At 34.7% G+C, this 16,838-nt stretch carries 16 protein-coding genes; 5 read left to right on the top strand and 11 right to left on the bottom strand.

Annotation, left to right across the window (positions count from 1 at the left end; translation table 11 throughout):
* Window positions 1-36 precede the first annotated feature (36 nt).
* Complete coding sequence (locus PQF83_RS24655; RefSeq protein ID WP_000965757.1) at window positions 37-801, top strand: DUF817 domain-containing protein; 765 nt, start codon at window positions 37-39, stop codon at window positions 799-801.
* A gap of 114 nt (window positions 802-915) precedes the next feature.
* Here PQF83_RS24655 and PQF83_RS24650 read toward each other — a convergent pair whose 3' ends face one another.
* Together PQF83_RS24650 and PQF83_RS24645 are read right to left on the bottom strand one after the other, a co-directional pair.
* Window positions 916-1,953, bottom strand: a complete 1,038-nt coding sequence (locus PQF83_RS24650; protein WP_061184754.1) for a DUF4003 domain-containing protein — start codon at window positions 1,951-1,953, stop codon at window positions 916-918.
* Window positions 1,954-2,161: 208 nt separating this feature from the next.
* The gene (locus tag PQF83_RS24645) at window positions 2,162-2,638 is read right to left on the bottom strand and encodes a DinB family protein (protein WP_001997933.1); all 477 of its coding nucleotides are present in this window, start codon (window positions 2,636-2,638) and stop codon (window positions 2,162-2,164) included.
* Window positions 2,639-2,809: 171 nt separating this feature from the next.
* Between PQF83_RS24645 and PQF83_RS24640 the strand changes: the two genes are divergently transcribed.
* Window positions 2,810-3,298, top strand: coding sequence for a DinB family protein (locus tag PQF83_RS24640; RefSeq protein WP_000902398.1), 489 nt, complete (start codon window positions 2,810-2,812; stop codon window positions 3,296-3,298).
* A gap of 215 nt (window positions 3,299-3,513) precedes the next feature.
* Here the strand turns inward: PQF83_RS24640 and PQF83_RS24635 are convergent, their stop codons facing one another.
* The 4 genes from PQF83_RS24635 to PQF83_RS24620 form a co-directional block, all read right to left on the bottom strand.
* Window positions 3,514-4,275, bottom strand: coding sequence for a CPBP family intramembrane glutamic endopeptidase (locus PQF83_RS24635; protein ID WP_000063844.1), 762 nt, complete (start codon window positions 4,273-4,275; stop codon window positions 3,514-3,516).
* A gap of 264 nt (window positions 4,276-4,539) precedes the next feature.
* Window positions 4,540-5,016, bottom strand: coding sequence for a DUF2690 domain-containing protein (locus tag PQF83_RS24630; RefSeq protein ID WP_000421718.1), 477 nt, complete (start codon window positions 5,014-5,016; stop codon window positions 4,540-4,542).
* A 17-nt stretch (window positions 5,017-5,033) separates the two neighbouring features.
* Window positions 5,034-5,546: a YjfA family protein gene (locus PQF83_RS24625; RefSeq protein ID WP_000473749.1), complete on the bottom strand. Its 513-nt coding sequence runs from the start codon at window positions 5,544-5,546 to the stop codon at window positions 5,034-5,036.
* A 291-nt stretch (window positions 5,547-5,837) separates the two neighbouring features.
* Window positions 5,838-6,731, bottom strand: a complete 894-nt coding sequence (locus PQF83_RS24620; protein ID WP_000403862.1) for a LysR family transcriptional regulator — start codon at window positions 6,729-6,731, stop codon at window positions 5,838-5,840.
* Between the two features lie 122 nt (window positions 6,732-6,853).
* Here PQF83_RS24620 and PQF83_RS24615 point away from each other — a divergent pair, with 122 nt between their 5' ends.
* A complete protein-coding gene (locus PQF83_RS24615; RefSeq protein ID WP_000645256.1) occupies window positions 6,854-7,819 on the top strand; it encodes a quinone oxidoreductase family protein in 966 nt (321 codons plus the stop codon).
* 221 nt (window positions 7,820-8,040) lie between these two features.
* On the opposite strand, the gene PQF83_RS24610 is transcribed toward PQF83_RS24615, so the two are convergent.
* From PQF83_RS24610 to PQF83_RS24595, 4 genes are all read right to left on the bottom strand, one after another.
* The gene (locus tag PQF83_RS24610; RefSeq protein ID WP_000369196.1) at window positions 8,041-8,823 is read right to left on the bottom strand and encodes a putative protein N(5)-glutamine methyltransferase; all 783 of its coding nucleotides are present in this window, start codon (window positions 8,821-8,823) and stop codon (window positions 8,041-8,043) included.
* Window positions 8,824-9,100: 277 nt separating this feature from the next.
* On the bottom strand, window positions 9,101-9,805 hold the full coding sequence (locus PQF83_RS24605; protein ID WP_000797124.1) for a histidine phosphatase family protein: 705 nt from the start codon (window positions 9,803-9,805) through the stop codon (window positions 9,101-9,103).
* A gap of 162 nt (window positions 9,806-9,967) precedes the next feature.
* The gene (locus tag PQF83_RS24600) at window positions 9,968-10,492 is read right to left on the bottom strand and encodes a GNAT family N-acetyltransferase (RefSeq protein WP_000256495.1); all 525 of its coding nucleotides are present in this window, start codon (window positions 10,490-10,492) and stop codon (window positions 9,968-9,970) included.
* Between the two features lie 6 nt (window positions 10,493-10,498).
* A complete protein-coding gene (locus PQF83_RS24595; protein WP_001095174.1) occupies window positions 10,499-12,400 on the bottom strand; it encodes an endonuclease MutS2 in 1,902 nt (633 codons plus the stop codon).
* 535 nt (window positions 12,401-12,935) lie between these two features.
* On the opposite strand from PQF83_RS24595, the gene PQF83_RS24590 reads away from it, so the two are divergent.
* Complete coding sequence (locus PQF83_RS24590) at window positions 12,936-13,727, top strand: arylamine N-acetyltransferase family protein (RefSeq protein ID WP_000129177.1); 792 nt, start codon at window positions 12,936-12,938, stop codon at window positions 13,725-13,727.
* A 116-nt stretch (window positions 13,728-13,843) separates the two neighbouring features.
* Complete coding sequence (gene pepF / locus PQF83_RS24585; RefSeq protein WP_000137575.1) at window positions 13,844-15,631, top strand: oligoendopeptidase F; 1,788 nt, start codon at window positions 13,844-13,846, stop codon at window positions 15,629-15,631.
* 35 nt (window positions 15,632-15,666) lie between these two features.
* Here pepF and PQF83_RS24580 read toward each other — a convergent pair whose 3' ends face one another.
* Window positions 15,667-16,800, bottom strand: coding sequence for a serine hydrolase domain-containing protein (locus tag PQF83_RS24580; protein ID WP_000915219.1), 1,134 nt, complete (start codon window positions 16,798-16,800; stop codon window positions 15,667-15,669).
* Window positions 16,801-16,838 lie beyond the last annotated feature (38 nt).

The following is a 16,838-nucleotide window of genomic DNA, read 5'->3' as shown; positions in this document are numbered from 1 at the left end:
TTTGAGTTTTCAAATAAAAATATCTAAGGTGATGCAATGTTATATATAAAACAACTACTCTATTTTACCTATGAACAAGCATTATCCTGCTTATTCCCAGTCGTTATTTTCTTAACACTAGCCCTTTCAAAAATCGTTTCGATCCCAGGGTTATACCGCTACGATTTCATACTCATCGTATGCCTTCTTATGCAGTGGGTTATGTACAAGACTGGCCTTGAGACGAAAGACGAATTAAAAGTAATTACTGTCTTCCACCTCATCGGCCTTTTACTAGAAATATATAAAGTTCATTTCGGTTCATGGAGTTATCCGGAAGAGGCATATTCAAAGGTTTTTGGAGTTCCACTTTACAGCGGCTTTATGTATGCAAGTGTTGCAAGTTACATATGCCAAGCGTGGAGAAGACTACATTTACAAATGTATCATTGGCCGAAAGCTATTTTTGTAATACCTCTAGGAGCAATGATTTACTTCAATTTTTTCACACATCATTTTCTATACGATTTTAGATGGTTCTTAACGTTACTTCTATTCATCGTTTTCTTTCGAACATTTGTGGAATTTTCATTACGAGGCGTTACATATAAAATGCCGCTCGTTCTCGCCTTTTTTCTTATCGGATTCTTTATTTGGATTGCAGAAAACATCGCAACATTTTTCGGTGCATGGCAATATCCAAACCAACGGGAAGCTTGGAATCTCGTTCACTTAAGTAAAATCAGCTCATGGTTTTTACTCGTTGTCATTAGCATTATGATTGTTACACAACTCAAACATTTGAAGCAGTTGAAAAGATAATACTGATTATATAAAATAGTTAGCCCATCACTCATTAGGGGGTGATGGGCTAACTATTTTTAAACCGTCCTTATTAAAGGAGTTATAATTTACAACAGCATAAACAGTTACACATTATGAACTACTACTAGCTGAAGATGTTGCTACAGATGAAGCGGCAATCGTTGCCATTATAGCTGCCTGTTGTGCTTGGATGAGGACTTCTATCATTGTTTGTAAACCTGTGTTGGTAGCTTTACTTTCCTCACCTTTCTGACTTACGAACAGTTGAATAGCAATAAGAATATTCGTATCTGTATGCCAACGGAATAATTTCTCTCCCTGCAATTTTTCAATCAACGCTTTAATAGAATGAATCTCTTTTTCTCCATCCTCAAGTAACGCTAATAGCCCGATTGCTGGGTAATGCATCTGTTTCACTTTTACCTTTTCTTGCTTTAACAAATTCCATATGTTTGTGCATGTTGCAACTAATATTTCTTCCCTGACATCCTTCTTTAGTGAAAGAATATGGCTTAGAAATTGGAGGTCATTCCCTTTGCGCAAGCCAGCTTTTGCTAGTTTCTGATAAAGACGCTCCACTCGGTCCATAAGTGTTTCTACATGCTCTGATTGTCCTGCTAATAAAACGGAGAGCGGATAATCATTTGTACCTGTTAGGAAAAGATGATCCTCTTTCATACGTTTATATACTTGCATTGAACGCTGAATGTGCGTGCCATGATGCTCATTATCTTCTGTTAAAAGCACAGCTGCTGCAAGATAAGTAAATATACTGCGACTAAAGCCACCAGCGACCAATTGTTCATATAAGTCTAAAAACTCTCGAAAAGCTTTCTTATAATCTGTAAAGTGAATATCTAATGTTGCGGCCACTACAAAGCGATGATAAGACTTTAAGTATGAAAACATCCCTACCTCATTCTTAATATAACTACTAATTTCTAAAAAACGTCCGAGATCAAGCAATTTATCACTACTTGCATACATAGCAGCAATCATCATTCCTGTTCGAGAATCACTCGTTTTCCATTTTAGTTCTCCCTTTAACTGTGAATATGTATGTATATATTGCTCTAGCTTTTGTTCTAATGTAATCATAGTATTCACCCCTATTTCTAGTTCCTCTCTATTATTATACGCATATTCCATATTTAGGAATACTATAATTAATAATCCATCATAAAAATAATATTTTTTTATCCTTATATATTGTTTTTCTCCCTTCTTCATCAGCATCACGATGATAATCCCTAATCCTTCAAGAAGTTATACAAAAAAGGTAGATAATAATTTATCTACCTTTTTTGTATATATTATTTAACATTACACCTGTATTGCTCGTTATATGCAATTAAGACTAAAGAGCTTTAATAATACGTTCCATCGCCTTCATCTGACCAATATGATCTGCTTCATGATAAAGCATCATACCGTAAAGCTCACCAACTGTTTCTAGTCCTAGGAACGGCTCTGGCAGTTTATTTTCAAATGCTTCTGCTGGAATTTCTTTAATACGTTTTGCTTGTTCTTTTAATTGAACCGTTAACACTTCTAACGATGGTCCTGCTGTTGTCCATTTAGATGGTCTTGATCCATATCCAAACATACCTGGATATTCCGTTGGTAATTGTTTAAATTCTTTTCCAAACATGAAAACTTCTGCTGCCGTTAACACATGACCGATATGCCAGCGAATTGTATTGTTAAAACCCTTCGGCTGCGTATCTGCAGTTTTATCATCTAGCGTCTCCATAAATGTAAGTAACGCACCGCGCGTTATTTCAAATTGTTTTAAGCCAACTAGTCTATTCATTTTATCGTTCCCCTTCTTCATGTACCATTTATTATGAACTAAGAATGTTCAACTTATTAAAGTTTCACCTTGTTTAATCTATCAGAAACAAATAAGAAATACATCTAATATGCTTATTAAAAATAATAAAAAGGTTCACTCCTCGTAAATATAGAATTACTTACTATGTAAATAAAAGAGGAGTGTACTTGCATGTTACATATTTTAAAACAACAATATAATCTTATTAGCTCTACAAGAGAAACTCTATTTTCGTTTTTGGAAGAAATCCCACTAAAAAAATTACATAGCACTATTCCGAATTTCGGGAGCGGTAGCATTATAAAGACACATATTCATGTAGCCGATTGCTACCGATACTGGCTTGGATCATTCGCATTTAAACAAAAGCGAGCAGACTTTTCATTTGCTAGCGATTACGAAATTGAGCATGCAGATGTGGAAAAAGTTCGTACTAGATTTAAGTTAGTAGATGCGACCGTACAACGCTTTTTAGATGAATACAATGACCGATGGCTCGAAAATATTGCAAATGAAGTAAAGTGGCAAAAAGAGCCTTGGAGTACAACTCCGCTATGGCTTTTAACTCATACGGAGACGCATGAGTTTCACCATAAAGGACAAATTGTATCTATGGCTCGTCACCTTGGATACAATCCTCCTGACACAGATCTTAGTTAATTCGATTGTTCCAACAAATGAATTACTATAACTGTCATTAACATTGTTTATGTAAACGGAAAGGCTTTTCATTTTTTTGATGTTGTTAATTGTTTTGCAAATTTTCTTGCGGCACAAACTTGTATTATATTTTAATTATGTTTGTGTCGTGTTCTTATTGATTAGTTTAATATCCATTAAAAAATATATTACTATTTTTCCTTCTAATATTTGAGTTACTTAATCAATAGGAGGTTCTTTCTTTTCATTACGACTTTATACAAAATAAACACGAAAATTCCGAAAACAAAAGTTGAAAATGCCGGTAACACTTTATCATTTGGCACGTACACACTCCAAAAAGAATTAAGAAGCGCATGGAAAATTAGACACATAAAAATACTTTTAGTTGCGTTAAAAATTGTAGTTAATAAGAACGATATGGCAATTGTCGTAATTATAAAAGCTATAAAATCCCTTTGAGTTTGATTCGTGCCCGGAATAAACCATAACGGCCAGTGCCAAATAGCCCATATAACGCTCACAATAATCGTACTAAATAATTCCGAAAACCTTTTCTGAAGGGCAGGTTGTAAGAATCCTCTCCATCCAATTTCTTCAAGACCACCACCAACAATCATTATTGGAAAACTAATCAATGCTACGTATAATGGTTTTTGCATCGTTGCTCCACCAAATATCGTTGGAAGATAACAGCTAATAAAAGCTAGAATAATGATTAGAATATACCATGCAAAGTGATGTTTAGGATTTACAATATTTTTAATGAAACTTCTAAACTCCTCTTGTGATCCATATTTTTTCTTTAAACTAATCGCAATGATTGCCGGCATGATCCCACCGAAAACAAATAATATCATTGCAAGCGGTGTACCCAATGTCGTAATGTTTAATTTTATTAAGTTAATTAATAACCCCCAAAGTGTCCATGTACCTATAAAAGTACAAATTACATATCGTTTAATATCATTACTCATCTACTTGCCTCCCTTGTTTTAATTAGAGCATAAATTTCGGAGGATGAAAATAAGTTATGTTAAATTATCCCAATACCCGAAAGGAATATCCATACTGAATTAGACCTTTACGAAATATCCCGCTATCCGCTTCACTCCAATCAAGGCTCGACGTTAGGGTCTTGCTATTCGTTACCACTGAATAAACGAACAAAAAGAGCATGTTTTGAAAACCAATCAAAACATGCTCTTAAAATATTCTACCTTACAATCTCCATATCCTCATCAATACCAAATAGTCTCGGCATAATTATAAGCATCACTATTTGGTATAGCATGTTTCCCTTGTGCTTGTGCCTTTCTTGGATCTAAATCATATACCATTGGTGTATAGCATGATGTTTGCCCTTTATTTACAACACCATTTCCTCCAGCACTTCCGCAAGTATATGCCTTTCCATCTGTTTTTCTAACAATTCTTGCATCAGCTTCGTTATTATAAACTGCCAGGCGAGTTACAGTAACTTTTGCCCATGCTGTTTTACACGTCGTGCTAAATTTTAATTCCACATAAGAATTTGAATCAATCCACTTCTTCTCTTTCGTTACTGCGGATTGATCACAGCTATTATAATAAGGACTTTTCCCATCATATGAGTGGTCTTCTGCGTATGCTTTATCGCTATTAGTCGTACTAAACATACTAGTTACAACGAGTAAAGATAACAATAAACATGCACTCACCTTTTTTAATAGCTCCATATAATTTCACTCCTTTATTAATAACGTGCTGTTTTCCCGTAACCGTTATTAAACGTAACTGCTTCAGCATCTGCTGTGTATCCGAAATCAGCAGTTAAATCAAATACCATTCCTGTATAAGTACTCGTTTGACCAGTTTTAATTGTGCCATTTCCTTGATTGGAAGTGACTGATTTTTGAAACACACCATTTTTGTATTTATTCACAACAGCGTACGCATACACTCCTCCTGAAACAGCTGGTGCTGGTTGATCTAAAACAAACTTAGCCCAAGCTGCATGACATTTATTACTGTAACGTAAATACACTGTCCCTACTTTTTTACTACCTTCGTATACCGCTGTAGACTTTGCATTAAATCCATCTGCATCACACGTTGTACTTCCCCCGTATACTTTCGTTGTTGCTGGATTTTTCCCGTCATAATAACTACTCAGATCGGTAGCTGCAAATGTACTTCCTTGAAAACTAAATAATACCCCTACACTCGCTACACTTAACACACATACTTTCATTAACTTTTTAAACATTGTAAATCTCCCCCCTCAAAATAAGTACGTATATCTATCCCCTATGTACGCCCCTCCTTTCATGCTGCCTAGAGGCATCTTACAGAAACGAATAAAAGTTGTAAATTCCCTTACGATTATTGGAATATACGAAGAAATTTACTTACCCTTGTAAGAAAAAAAGTTGAGAAATACACATTTGAAAACATCCTTTATTTAAAACATAAAGAACCGATACTCGTTTCATGCAAGCATCGATTCTCAATACAAAATTACCATTTCTTCTTTTATAGAAAATAAATATTTCTCCACTTAATCCGTTATAAAAAACTCCCTCGTCACATCAATAAATTGCTGCAGTGACACTGTCATCCATTTATCTTTATGCCAAGCAATTTGTGTGAAAATTGGATTGATAGTATTTTCTAGATGTAACTCTTTTATCGTCCCCTCTCGTATATCTTTTTCTACTACTATCGCCGGTAAAACGGCTATACCTAAATCTGCAATAACACATTGTTTTATTGCCTCTACACTAACAAACTCAATCTTATTTGCTGGATATATATCTTTCGCACGAAATAACTCCTCAAATAAAGTCCGATATGAGCACCCTAGTTCTGTTAATAAAAGTGTTTCCGTCTCTAAATCTTTTATCGAAACAGAAGTTTGCTGGAGTAAATGATGCCCTGGAGCAGCTACTACTTTTAATTCTTCTTTCATAAGCGGCTCAACATGTAAAGCATCTTCTGTTTTACATTCATCCAAAATAAATGCAAGATCGACTTTTCCTTCCATCAATTGTTCCTTCGCATCTTTATTGGAATGTGCGGGTTTAAATATAAGTTTTATTTGAGGAAATTGTGCTTTAAATCTCTTTAATATAGAAGGAAGTCTATATGTACATTGGCTTTCTTGCGCACCAATCGTTAACGTACCAGCTATTTCTTCATCATCTTTCACAGCCGTCTTCGCTTCGTTACTAAGTGCGATTATCTTGTCCGCGTATAGTTGAAACTTTCTTCCTGCTTCGGTTAAGAAAAGACGTTTCCCTAATCTTTCAAATAACGGCGTACCTAGCTCAGTTTCTAACGTTTTAATTTGCGCCGTTACGCTTGATTGAGCAAAGTTTAATTTCTTCGCAGTTTGGGTAAAGTTCAAAGTGTCCGCGGCGATTTTAAAGGTAATTAATTGTTTTATCTCCATTTATCATCCCTCTTTTCAATCGGAATTCCCGATTGATTTCATCGAAATAATCCTCTTTGTCTATTGATATTTGTATTGTATGATAAAGAGCATCGACAAACAATATAATGGAGGTATTCCATATGAAAGCACTTTGTTTCGAACAGTTTGGAAGTCCAGATGTACTACAATATAAAGAAATACATGATCCAATCATAAATCCAAATGAAATTCTTCTCCGTACAAAAGCAATTGGATTAAACTTTGCTGATATTTACAGACGCCGCGGTGATTATCATCTTGCTGGCAATCCACCTTATATATTAGGTTATGAAGGGGCTGGTATTGTTGAAGAGGTAGGAGCTAACGTTACAAATATCAATCCTGGAGACCGTATTGCATTTGCTGATGTTCCATTTGCAAATGCAGAATTAGTTGCCGTTCCATCAGAAAAAGCAATCCCGCTTCCAGATTCAATTTCTTTTGAAACAGCCGCTTCTGTCTTATTACAAGGCTTAACAGCACATTATTTAACGAAAGATAGCTATCAAATAAAACAAAGTGATATAGCTTTAGTGCACGCTGCAGCTGGCGGTGTTGGGCAACTTCTTATTCAAATGATTAAACTGCTAGGCGGAAAAGTAATCGGCCTAACTTCATCAAACGAAAAAGGAAAAGTAGCCACATTAGCTGGTGCCAATCATATATTTTTATATACGGAATCATGGGCTACGAAAGTACTTGAAATAACAAATGGTACCGGGGTAAATGTTGTATATGAATCAGTAGGCTCTACACTTGAGGAAAGTTTTAACGCTACTAAAGTTGGTGGTACTGTTGTATTTTTCGGAATGGCTGGCGGTAATCCTGCTCCCGTTGATCCGCGTATGCTTATGGATACTTCAAAAACTTTAACTGGCGGAGACCTTTGGAACGTGCTTACTACTTTTGAAGAACGAAAAAAACGCTCTACTCAATTATTTGATTGGATCGCTACTGGAAAATTAAACATTGCAAGTCCTACTACATTCTCTTTACAAGACGGTGCCCGTGCTCATAAATTATTAGAGAGCAGAAAAAGTACAGGGAAGATTTTATTGATTCCATAATTCACAAAATGAAAAGGAATCTAGGTTAAGTTTTATGAAAACCTATAGTAAAAAAAGTTGATAAATGAAAGGACATAACTAATACGTTATGTCCTTTCTTCTTCAAATCGCTCGGATAATTTTCGATCTCTTTTCTCAATTAAAAGCATATGTTTTTTATTTGTATATCGCTAGGAAATTATCATTTTATTTATGAATAAGGCTATACATACCCATTTAAATTAAAAACTAGCTTTCGAACCTATAACAACAGTAGCATCTAATTCCTCATCTCGAGCCACTTTCGTGGTAAGCCCAGCACCAGCAAAGATTTCAAAGGTCTGATTTGCCTGCATTTCGCTCGTCTCTATTAAAAGATGACCTCCAGGTGCTAGCCAGAGAAATGCTTCTTTCGCTACTCTTCGCTGAATGTCAAGTCCATCCTCTCCCCCATCAAGCGCCACCTTTGGTTCATATAGGCGAGCTTCCTGTGGGAGCAGTTTTATTGCATCAGTAGGAACATAAGGTGCGTTTGCAAGTATGGTCTTCACGTTGCCTTTAAGTGAATGAGGCAACGATTTATACAAATCACCTTCAAAAACATGGCCACCGAAACTCGTTACATTGCGGCTTGCACATCGTACCGCAATAGGGTCAATATCAACACAATATAATTCAACTCTTCCTAAAGCTGCCGCTAGAGCTGCACCGACAGCACCTGAACCACAACAGAGATCAACGACAATATCACCAAAACATGACAGCGCTTCTGCTTGGTGAACAAGAAACTCGGTACGTTGACGAGGTACGAAAACACCTCGGTCCACTTCTATCCGCAACCCACAAAATTTTGCGTATCCAACAACATATTCAAGTGGTAAACCATCGGCTCGCATTTCCACCATTCTCTTGAGGTCCTCTGGAGTTTGGGCTACTGAAATAAGTAACCTGGTCTCTTCTTCTGCGAAAACACACCCCGCGCTCTGAAGCCTGTTAATTATACATTTTTCTGTTTTATTGTCCAAAAAGGAATTACATTCTTTTCCTATTTACCTCACCACTTTTCTTATTTATAACCCTGTATTCGCTAAAAATTGTATGTATCCTTTTTAACAAAGTGGTCCTATTCAAAAAAATACGCCCTTATTCAATTAAATGACCCAATTGTTGAACAAAGAAACATTCTACACATTAAAAACAAAATCATAATATAAAGATACAATATTTCAAATGATGCACTAAAAAATAAAAAGGAAGCTAGATTTTACTAACTCCCTTTTCTTATATCTATTTGAGATAGGATTATATTTCCACACTTTCTTTCCCTTTTGCAACATAGCTCATATCTCCAACTGACTCGACTGTATATGTTCCATCTTGATATAAAATCTTCGTCACACTAGCATTTTCCACTCCAAGTTTTGTTTTACTACTGTCTAGCATTTCTATTAAGGTAGTAATCAACAGCCCATGAACAACAACTAAAACGTTACCGCCGCCATCTTTAGCTACTTCTTCACTAATATTATCTATCTCTGCTTTTATACGAGTAGAAAATAATTCCCAATCTTCCGCCTGTTTCGTAGGATCTGCTGCTCTAATAAGATCAATAACTTCTTGAATAGAAAACTTCATAAGTTCTTCTGGTGATGCAACGCCTGCAGCTTTTCCAACCGCATCCCACATATTATCAAGTTTTTCACCTTCAAAAATACCAAAATTTAATTCTCGTAATTTTTTTCTTTGCTCAAGTTTCAATTTTGATTGCTCACTATATTTTAATACTAAATTAGCAGTTTCAATCGCGCGGCCGCTATCACTACTATACGCACTTGTAAAATGAATATCTTTTAATCCCGTTCCTAAATTAGAGGCAACTTCCACACCTTTTTCTACTAACGGAGAGTCTGCCCAACCTTGCGCGCGATGGTTCGTATTTAATATTGTTTTACCATGTCTTGTAACATATAACGTAACTACGTTGCTATCTGTTTCTCGATTCTTCATTCTTTTTTCTCTCCCTTTACATTTCTATCTCAATTTTAACACCTCAATTATTCATTGAGCAAAATATATGTAAGTAGCTTCGCTTAATAAAAAACGCTACCTTTCTGTATATCCATACCAAAAGATAGCGTCTTTTATGATTATATTTCTTAACCGATACTCCTACTCAGCAAATGCACTCGAATACTGTACAACTCCTTCTACACTTTCAAGAGCATTCTCTGTTAATTCCATTACCATAAACACTTCTTCAGGCACTTCAAATGGTGCTTTTATATTCCACTCACTGGCTTTCTTAAAACCAAATTTCGGATAGTACTCTGGATGTCCTAATACTACAACTGATCCGTATCCAAGTTCTTTCGCTTTTTCTAACGCAGCTACTATAAGCTTTCCACCAATTCCTTTTTTCTGATATCCCGTAGCAACTGATACTGGTGCAAGCGCTAATGAATCTACAGAAGCTCCATCTTGTTCTATCGTAATTTTAGATAACATAATATGACCGACTATTTCTTCATCTACTGCAACGATTGATAACTCTGGAATAAATGCGTCACACTCTCTAATACGTTTTACAAGTTCATGTTCCTTTTTATCACTAAATTCTTCATTTAAAAATGCTTGTTGTACAACTTCTTCCGTTTTTCTATAATCGGTTTGTCGTTCTTGTCTAATCGTTACCACTCTGGATTACCCTCTATTCTTTCTCATTTCTTTTTGAATTTTACGAAGTGCTTTTTTCGATCCCCGCTCAATATCATGTTGCATTTTTCTTTCTTTATAATCGACAAATAGCGTATTTAAATCGTATCCCTCTGGATATAATTCTTTTGCTGATACCTCTAAAGTAATACGTTTTACATTCACTTCAATGAATTCACCGTTATAATATACAACGACATTATAGAAGTTATCTTTTTCCTTATAGATGATACCAAAATCATCATGATCCAATAAATTTACACGGTCGCCAATTTTATACTCGTAATGATTTTCTCTTTTTTCTTGCAGGAATTTCGGCTTTCTAATTTTACTTTCATTCACTTTTTCTAAAGTATATTCTTTATTTTCCATGTACTCTTTCGCTCTTTTCAGTACACGTTCTCTTACGTTCATTTTATTTGCAATCCAAAGTGCATTACTTTCACCTGATTTACCGATCACTAATTTATAAAGCGGTTCTAGCGTCTCACTATTAAATTGCATGGCTGCGTTCATGAAATCATCGTGCATTTCTGAGAAGCGTTTAATTTCACCGTAATGCGTACTCGCAACTGTAATACATCCTGCAAGATAAAACTCCTCTAAAATAGAAATTGCAAGTGCTGCTCCTTCATTCGGTTCAGTCCCGCTTCCTATTTCATCAAATAATAGCAACGTATTATTATTTGACATCCTCATAATCTCAGATAAATTTTTCATATGTGATGAAAATGTACTTAGTGCATTTTCGATACTTTGATTATCACCAATATCTACAAATACATTTTCGAAAATAGCAATTTCTGTTTCTTTATCTCCGGCAATATGCAAACCTGACATTGTCGCTAATGTTAACAATCCAATCGTCTTTAACACAATTGTCTTCCCGCCCGCATTCGGCCCTGTAATAATTAAACTACGATAGTTTTGACCGATTTCAAAGTTTAATGGTACTACTTTTCCACTTAAAAGCGGATGCTTACAATTTACTAAATGAACGTAGCCATGATCATTTAACTTCGGCTCTATTCCATCAATCGATTTACTAAACTTCGCTTTCGCAAACACCATATCATACTGACTAATTAATTCCATATTAATTTTTATATGATATATATTTTCTACTACCATTCCTGATAAAGTCGCTAAAATTTGATATTCTTCCATCGCTTCTTCTGCTTTCAAACTTGCCAGTTCCGCATTTAACTTTGTAACCGTATGCGGTTCTATAAATACAGTAGAACCTTTAGCCGACGCTTCAACAATACTTCCGGCAACTTGATTTTTATAAGAAGATTTAATCGGAATCGTATAACGATCATCTTTTTTACTAATAAAGAACTCCTGAATATACTTCTTATTTGCACTGCTATTTAAAAACTTCGTTAAACGTTCTTTTATTTTCCCATCTACCGAATCCATATTATTTCGAATTCGTTTTAACTCTTTACTAGCGGCAGAATCAATACTATTACCTTTTATTGAAAAATTAATTTCCTCTTCAATACTTTTAAATTCAGTCATTGAATTTGCATAAGAAGCTAATACTGGCGCAAAAAATTCTTTATCTAACATAAACTTTTTAATCTTTCTACATCCGCGTAAAAAGTCTGAAACACTTACTAACTCTTCTGGATCTAAAATCATTCCTTTTTCTAATTTTTGAATTGTACTAGCAATATTTGAAATACCGAAAAAAGGAACATGCCCTTCTGCATCTAATATAGCTCGCGCTTCGGTTGTTTCATTCAATCGATTCCTTACTACTTTTATACTTGCACTCGGCTCTAATTTATTTATTAATTCTTTTCCTAATCCACTTACACAATAAGATTTCACTATATCCTTTAATTCGTTATATTGTAACTTTTCAAAAGTCATCGTATTCATTTTGTTTCTCCTCACTATGATTGATTTCTATCATAAATGAAGATACCTACTCATTAGATTCCAATGAGTTCTACATTATTCAATTACCATTTTTAACATTAAAAATATACACAAAAAAGCTGCGGGGATACCGCAGCTTTTACATTTACAAGGCATGAGTAATAACATATGGGGAAATAAACCATAAAAAACGGATGGCAATCCCCTTATTACACGCTTTATAAAGTATTGTAGGTATCTTCATAGGTATCGAAATAAATCCATGACAAAATTAGGGGTATGGTATACATAAAAATCCCCTGTTCTTATCCGATTTATTTCATTCAATTTTTCCTATTTAGTACCTACCGCACTCACAAAAAGCACCTCTCATTATTTTATATTATGGTCATTGAAATCTAATTTACTGAAATCATCATACTATATGTATAGCAAGAAGTAAAGGTGTCATACTTTAGTCGTACGCACATATGCAGATGTTTCCTCTTGCGATATTAGATACAATATATATAAATCGTTTAACGGAGGGGTTTCTATGACAGACTTTCAAAAACAATTTTTCGCACGATTACATATAGAAGAAAAAGACAAAGTTTCATTTGAAGATTTACCTAACATTATGTACGCGATGGCACAAACTGTCCCATTTGAAAACTTAAATGTTCTCGAAAAGAATTTTAAGGAAATATCAAAAGAAAATCTAAAAGAAAAAATTTTAGTAAACAATCGTGGTGGTCTTTGTTATGAACTCAATCCTACTATGTATCACTTCCTTAAAGACGCTGGATTCGATGTTCATCTCGTTTCAGGAACAGTGTATAACGCTGCAAATTCTATATGGGCTGTTGATTCTGGCCATATCGCAACCGTTTTAACACATCATAATGAGCTTTATTTAATTGAAGTTGGATTCGGATCATACTTACCACTTGCACCTGTTCCTTTCTCAGGTGAAGTCATTCACTCCGTTACAGGAGATTATCGTATTCGTAAAGAAATGACCGAAAAAGGAAACTACATGTTAGAGATGCGTAAAAACAATGAGTTTTTGGATCAATCTTCTACTGATGATTGGACGTTAGGCTATGCATTTTATATAGAAGAAGTGGATGAAGAAAAAGCAAATGCAGCACAAAAAATTATCGTTGAACATGAGTGCTCACCATTTAACAAAGTACCTCTTATTGTAAAACTAACTGAAGATGGGCATGCTTCTTTAACGAAGGATAGTCTAACAATAGCGAAAAACGGTAAAAAAATGAAAGAAAAAGTTACAGATGGGCAATATAAAAACCTTTTACATTCAAAATTCGGAATTACATTATAATTTGTTTAGCCTTGCCTTTTAGCAAGGCTTTTTAATTTTCAGCAGGGATTTTTTGCAATTTGTTGTATTTCATAGTTATATAGAAATATAACTACATATTTAGAAAGGAAATGATTATGACAGAACTTAAAGATCGACTACAAGTAGATGATAAAGAAAAATGGGATTTAACGGATATTTACGATACCATTGAAGATTGGGAAAGTGATTTTCATAAAATTGAAGTATTAACGAAAGAACTACAAGAGTTTAATGGAAATATTCACGATGGCAATAGTTTATTAGCCTATTTAACAAAGAGTGAAGAAATTTCTAGCATCATATCTTTACTATTCGCTTATGCACGATTACAATCTGATCTTGATACACGCGATACTGACGCCCAATCTCTTGTCGATAAAGTATCACAATTACACGTGAAAGTAAGTGCGGCTAAATCTTTCTTTTCCCCATTCTTACTTAGCGTAGATGAAAACACATTACACACTTACATAGAAGAAGCTGAAGGCTTACAATATTATAAAGAAGATTTATTTGAATTATACCGTTATAAAAAACACGTATTGAATAAGGACCAAGAAGAGATTTTATCACAAATGGGCGAAGCACTCTCCTCTCCGCAACATACATATGGCATGCTAAATAATGCAGATATACTATTTGGTGAAGTGACTACTAATGATGGAGAAAAAGTTACTTTAACACGAGGAATGTATGCAAAGTTAATAGAAGATGAGAACCGCGAAAAACGTAAAGAAGCCTATAAAGCTTATTACAAACCATACGTTCAATTAAAGAATTCTATCGCTTCTACTTTATCTGCAGCTATTAAAAATAATGTTACTGTTTCTAAGCTAAGAAAATATCCATCAGCGTTAGAGAAATCATTATTTGGCGACATGGTTCCGAAAGAAGTATATGAAAATTTAATTGAAACGACGAAAAAAAACATTCAATCTTTACATACATATAATGAACTTCGAAAAGAGAAATTAAATGTCGATGAACTAAGACAATATGACTTAAGTGTCGACTTAGTAAAAGGTGTAAAACAAGATATTCCATACGATAACGCGTTTGACATCATGATTGAATCACTAGCTCCTTTAGGTGAAGAATATATTGAAACATTAAAAAGCTTTAAAGATAAACGTTATATTGACGTAAGAGAAACGCCAGGAAAACGTTCCGGTGCTTATAACTTTGGTGTATACGGCGTTCATCCATTCATTCTTTTAAATCATCACGATGATTTAAATAGCCTTTTCACCCTTACTCACGAATGTGGGCATGGCATGCATACGCACTACTCACACGGATATCAACCAAGAATTTCTGCACACTATACTATTTTCGTCGCAGAAGTCGCTTCTACAGTAAATGAAGTGCTATTAATTCATCATTTATTAAAAGAAGCAAAAGATGCTAACGTGCGTAACCATTTAGTAAACCATTTCATTGAGAAATTTAAAGGCACTTTCTTTACACAAATCATGTTCGCTGAATTTGAAAAAATCACGCATGAAATGGCACAGCAAGGTAAACCATTAAATGCCCAAACCTTTAGCGAGGTTTACGAAAACTTGTTTAGAGAATATAATGGCGACTCCCTCGTATTTGACGAAGAAGTAAAATACGGATGGGCTAGAATACCGCATTTCTACCGTCCATTTTACGTATACAAATACGCAACTGGATTCGCTTCTGCAATCCAAATTGCTGATAAATTATTAAGCGGCGATCCAAATGCACAGAAAAACTATCTCGAATTCCTTAAAGGTGGAAGTTCAGATTATCCATTAAATCTACTGAAAAAAGCTGGCGTTGATTTAACTACGCCAGAACCGATTGAAAGTGCATTAAATCGTTTTAGTGAACTTGTTGAAGAGTTTTCAACTTTATAAAAAAGAAGAGCCTCTCGCTAGAGGCTCTTTCTCTTTCATGCTCCGTTTCCTTCTATCAAATCATTCGCCATTTTCCTAAACTCTTGATTAAATGTATCATTCATACCATTTTGAACGTTAGAGAACAATATGACGAATGTTTTTTTATCCCAGTTAAAATTATTAAAAGTATTCCAGCCTGCTAATACCCCGTGGTTATGATAATAATCTGGATACGTATAGAAACTAAATCCATATTTTCTTGCAGGTGATGCAGTAAACATATCTAATACACTTTGTTTAGATAACAGCTTTCCATCCATTATTGCCTCATCTAATCTTTTCATATCTTCAACAGTTGTATACATTTCACCACACCCATACAACCAGTTCATTTTTAAGCGGGGGGCAGCTATTAATTCATTATCTTTTCTCGTATAACCTTCTGCTAAAAAAATATCTTCTGGGAGAGTGGCCCCCATTCCAGATTCATACATACCAGCAGAAGTAAAAATATTTTCTTTCACGTATTCAGCGAGCGGTTTATTCGTAATTTTTTCTACAATATATGCAAGCACCATATAATTATAGTCTGTATATTTCCAGCCTGTCCCTGCAGGAAATTGCAATTTTTGCGCTCCAATCCACGTTACTAACTTTAAACGTGACCCTGCATCCACCCTACCTTGTCCTTGATCTGGCAAGCCAGATGTGTGTGTTAATAGATTTCGTAACGTAATGTTTTTATCTGCTGGAAACGATGGGATATACTTATTTACATTGTCTTCAATATTTAATTTCCCTTTTTCTTTTAGCTGCATAATAGATATTGCAACGACCGTTTTCGTAATAGAACCAATACGATATTTCGTTCTTGGCGTTGTTACTACTTTATCTTTCACATTCGCATATCCATAACCTTTTCGTAAAATCACATGATCTTTACTAGCTACAAGAACGCTCCCATTAAATCCTTTATCTTTTAAATATTGATCTAGTTTTCCAGCTACAGCTTCATAGCGTTTTTTCTCAGTTGCATCAACTTCTTGCATATCGTCCTTTTGCTTACTATTTAAATTAGAAAATGCCTTTATATCATATTTCTTACCTTTATTTGCATGTATTAGTGCAACGACACTCCCACAAAAAATAGCAAAAACAAAGAAAACGATTAACCATTTCTTTAGCATAATAGGAACCCTCTTTTATATAGTTTCACTTAACGCGC

This window comes from Bacillus sp. FF-1 (genome assembly GCF_028548245.1).
GTDB classification, from domain to species: domain Bacteria; phylum Bacillota; class Bacilli; order Bacillales; family Bacillaceae_G; genus Bacillus_A; species Bacillus_A paranthracis.
This window is presented reverse-complemented; position numbering and strand designations above follow the sequence as displayed.

Bases quoted from the DNA above. Each gene is read 5' to 3' on its own strand.
- PQF83_RS24615 (WP_000645256.1), top strand. From the start codon at position 6,854: ATGAAAGCACTTTGTTTCGAACAGTTTGGAAGTCCAGATGTACTACAA.
- PQF83_RS24630 (WP_000421718.1), bottom strand. From the start codon at position 5,016: ATGGAGCTATTAAAAAAGGTGAGTGCATGTTTATTGTTATCTTTACTC.
- PQF83_RS24590 (WP_000129177.1), top strand. From the start codon at position 12,936: ATGACAGACTTTCAAAAACAATTTTTCGCACGATTACATATAGAAGAA.
- PQF83_RS24635 (WP_000063844.1), bottom strand. From the start codon at position 4,275: ATGAGTAATGATATTAAACGATATGTAATTTGTACTTTTATAGGTACA.
- PQF83_RS24640 (WP_000902398.1), top strand. From the start codon at position 2,810: ATGTTACATATTTTAAAACAACAATATAATCTTATTAGCTCTACAAGA.
- PQF83_RS24605 (WP_000797124.1), bottom strand. From the start codon at position 9,805: ATGAAGAATCGAGAAACAGATAGCAACGTAGTTACGTTATATGTTACA.
- PQF83_RS24655 (WP_000965757.1), top strand. From the start codon at position 37: ATGTTATATATAAAACAACTACTCTATTTTACCTATGAACAAGCATTA.
- PQF83_RS24645 (WP_001997933.1), bottom strand. From the start codon at position 2,638: ATGAAGAAGGGGAACGATAAAATGAATAGACTAGTTGGCTTAAAACAA.
- PQF83_RS24595 (WP_001095174.1), bottom strand. From the start codon at position 12,400: ATGAATACGATGACTTTTGAAAAGTTACAATATAACGAATTAAAGGAT.
- pepF (WP_000137575.1), top strand. From the start codon at position 13,844: ATGACAGAACTTAAAGATCGACTACAAGTAGATGATAAAGAAAAATGG.
- PQF83_RS24620 (WP_000403862.1), bottom strand. From the start codon at position 6,731: ATGGAGATAAAACAATTAATTACCTTTAAAATCGCCGCGGACACTTTG.
- PQF83_RS24625 (WP_000473749.1), bottom strand. From the start codon at position 5,546: ATGTTTAAAAAGTTAATGAAAGTATGTGTGTTAAGTGTAGCGAGTGTA.
- PQF83_RS24580 (WP_000915219.1), bottom strand. From the start codon at position 16,800: ATGCTAAAGAAATGGTTAATCGTTTTCTTTGTTTTTGCTATTTTTTGT.
- PQF83_RS24650 (WP_061184754.1), bottom strand. From the start codon at position 1,953: ATGGAATATGCGTATAATAATAGAGAGGAACTAGAAATAGGGGTGAAT.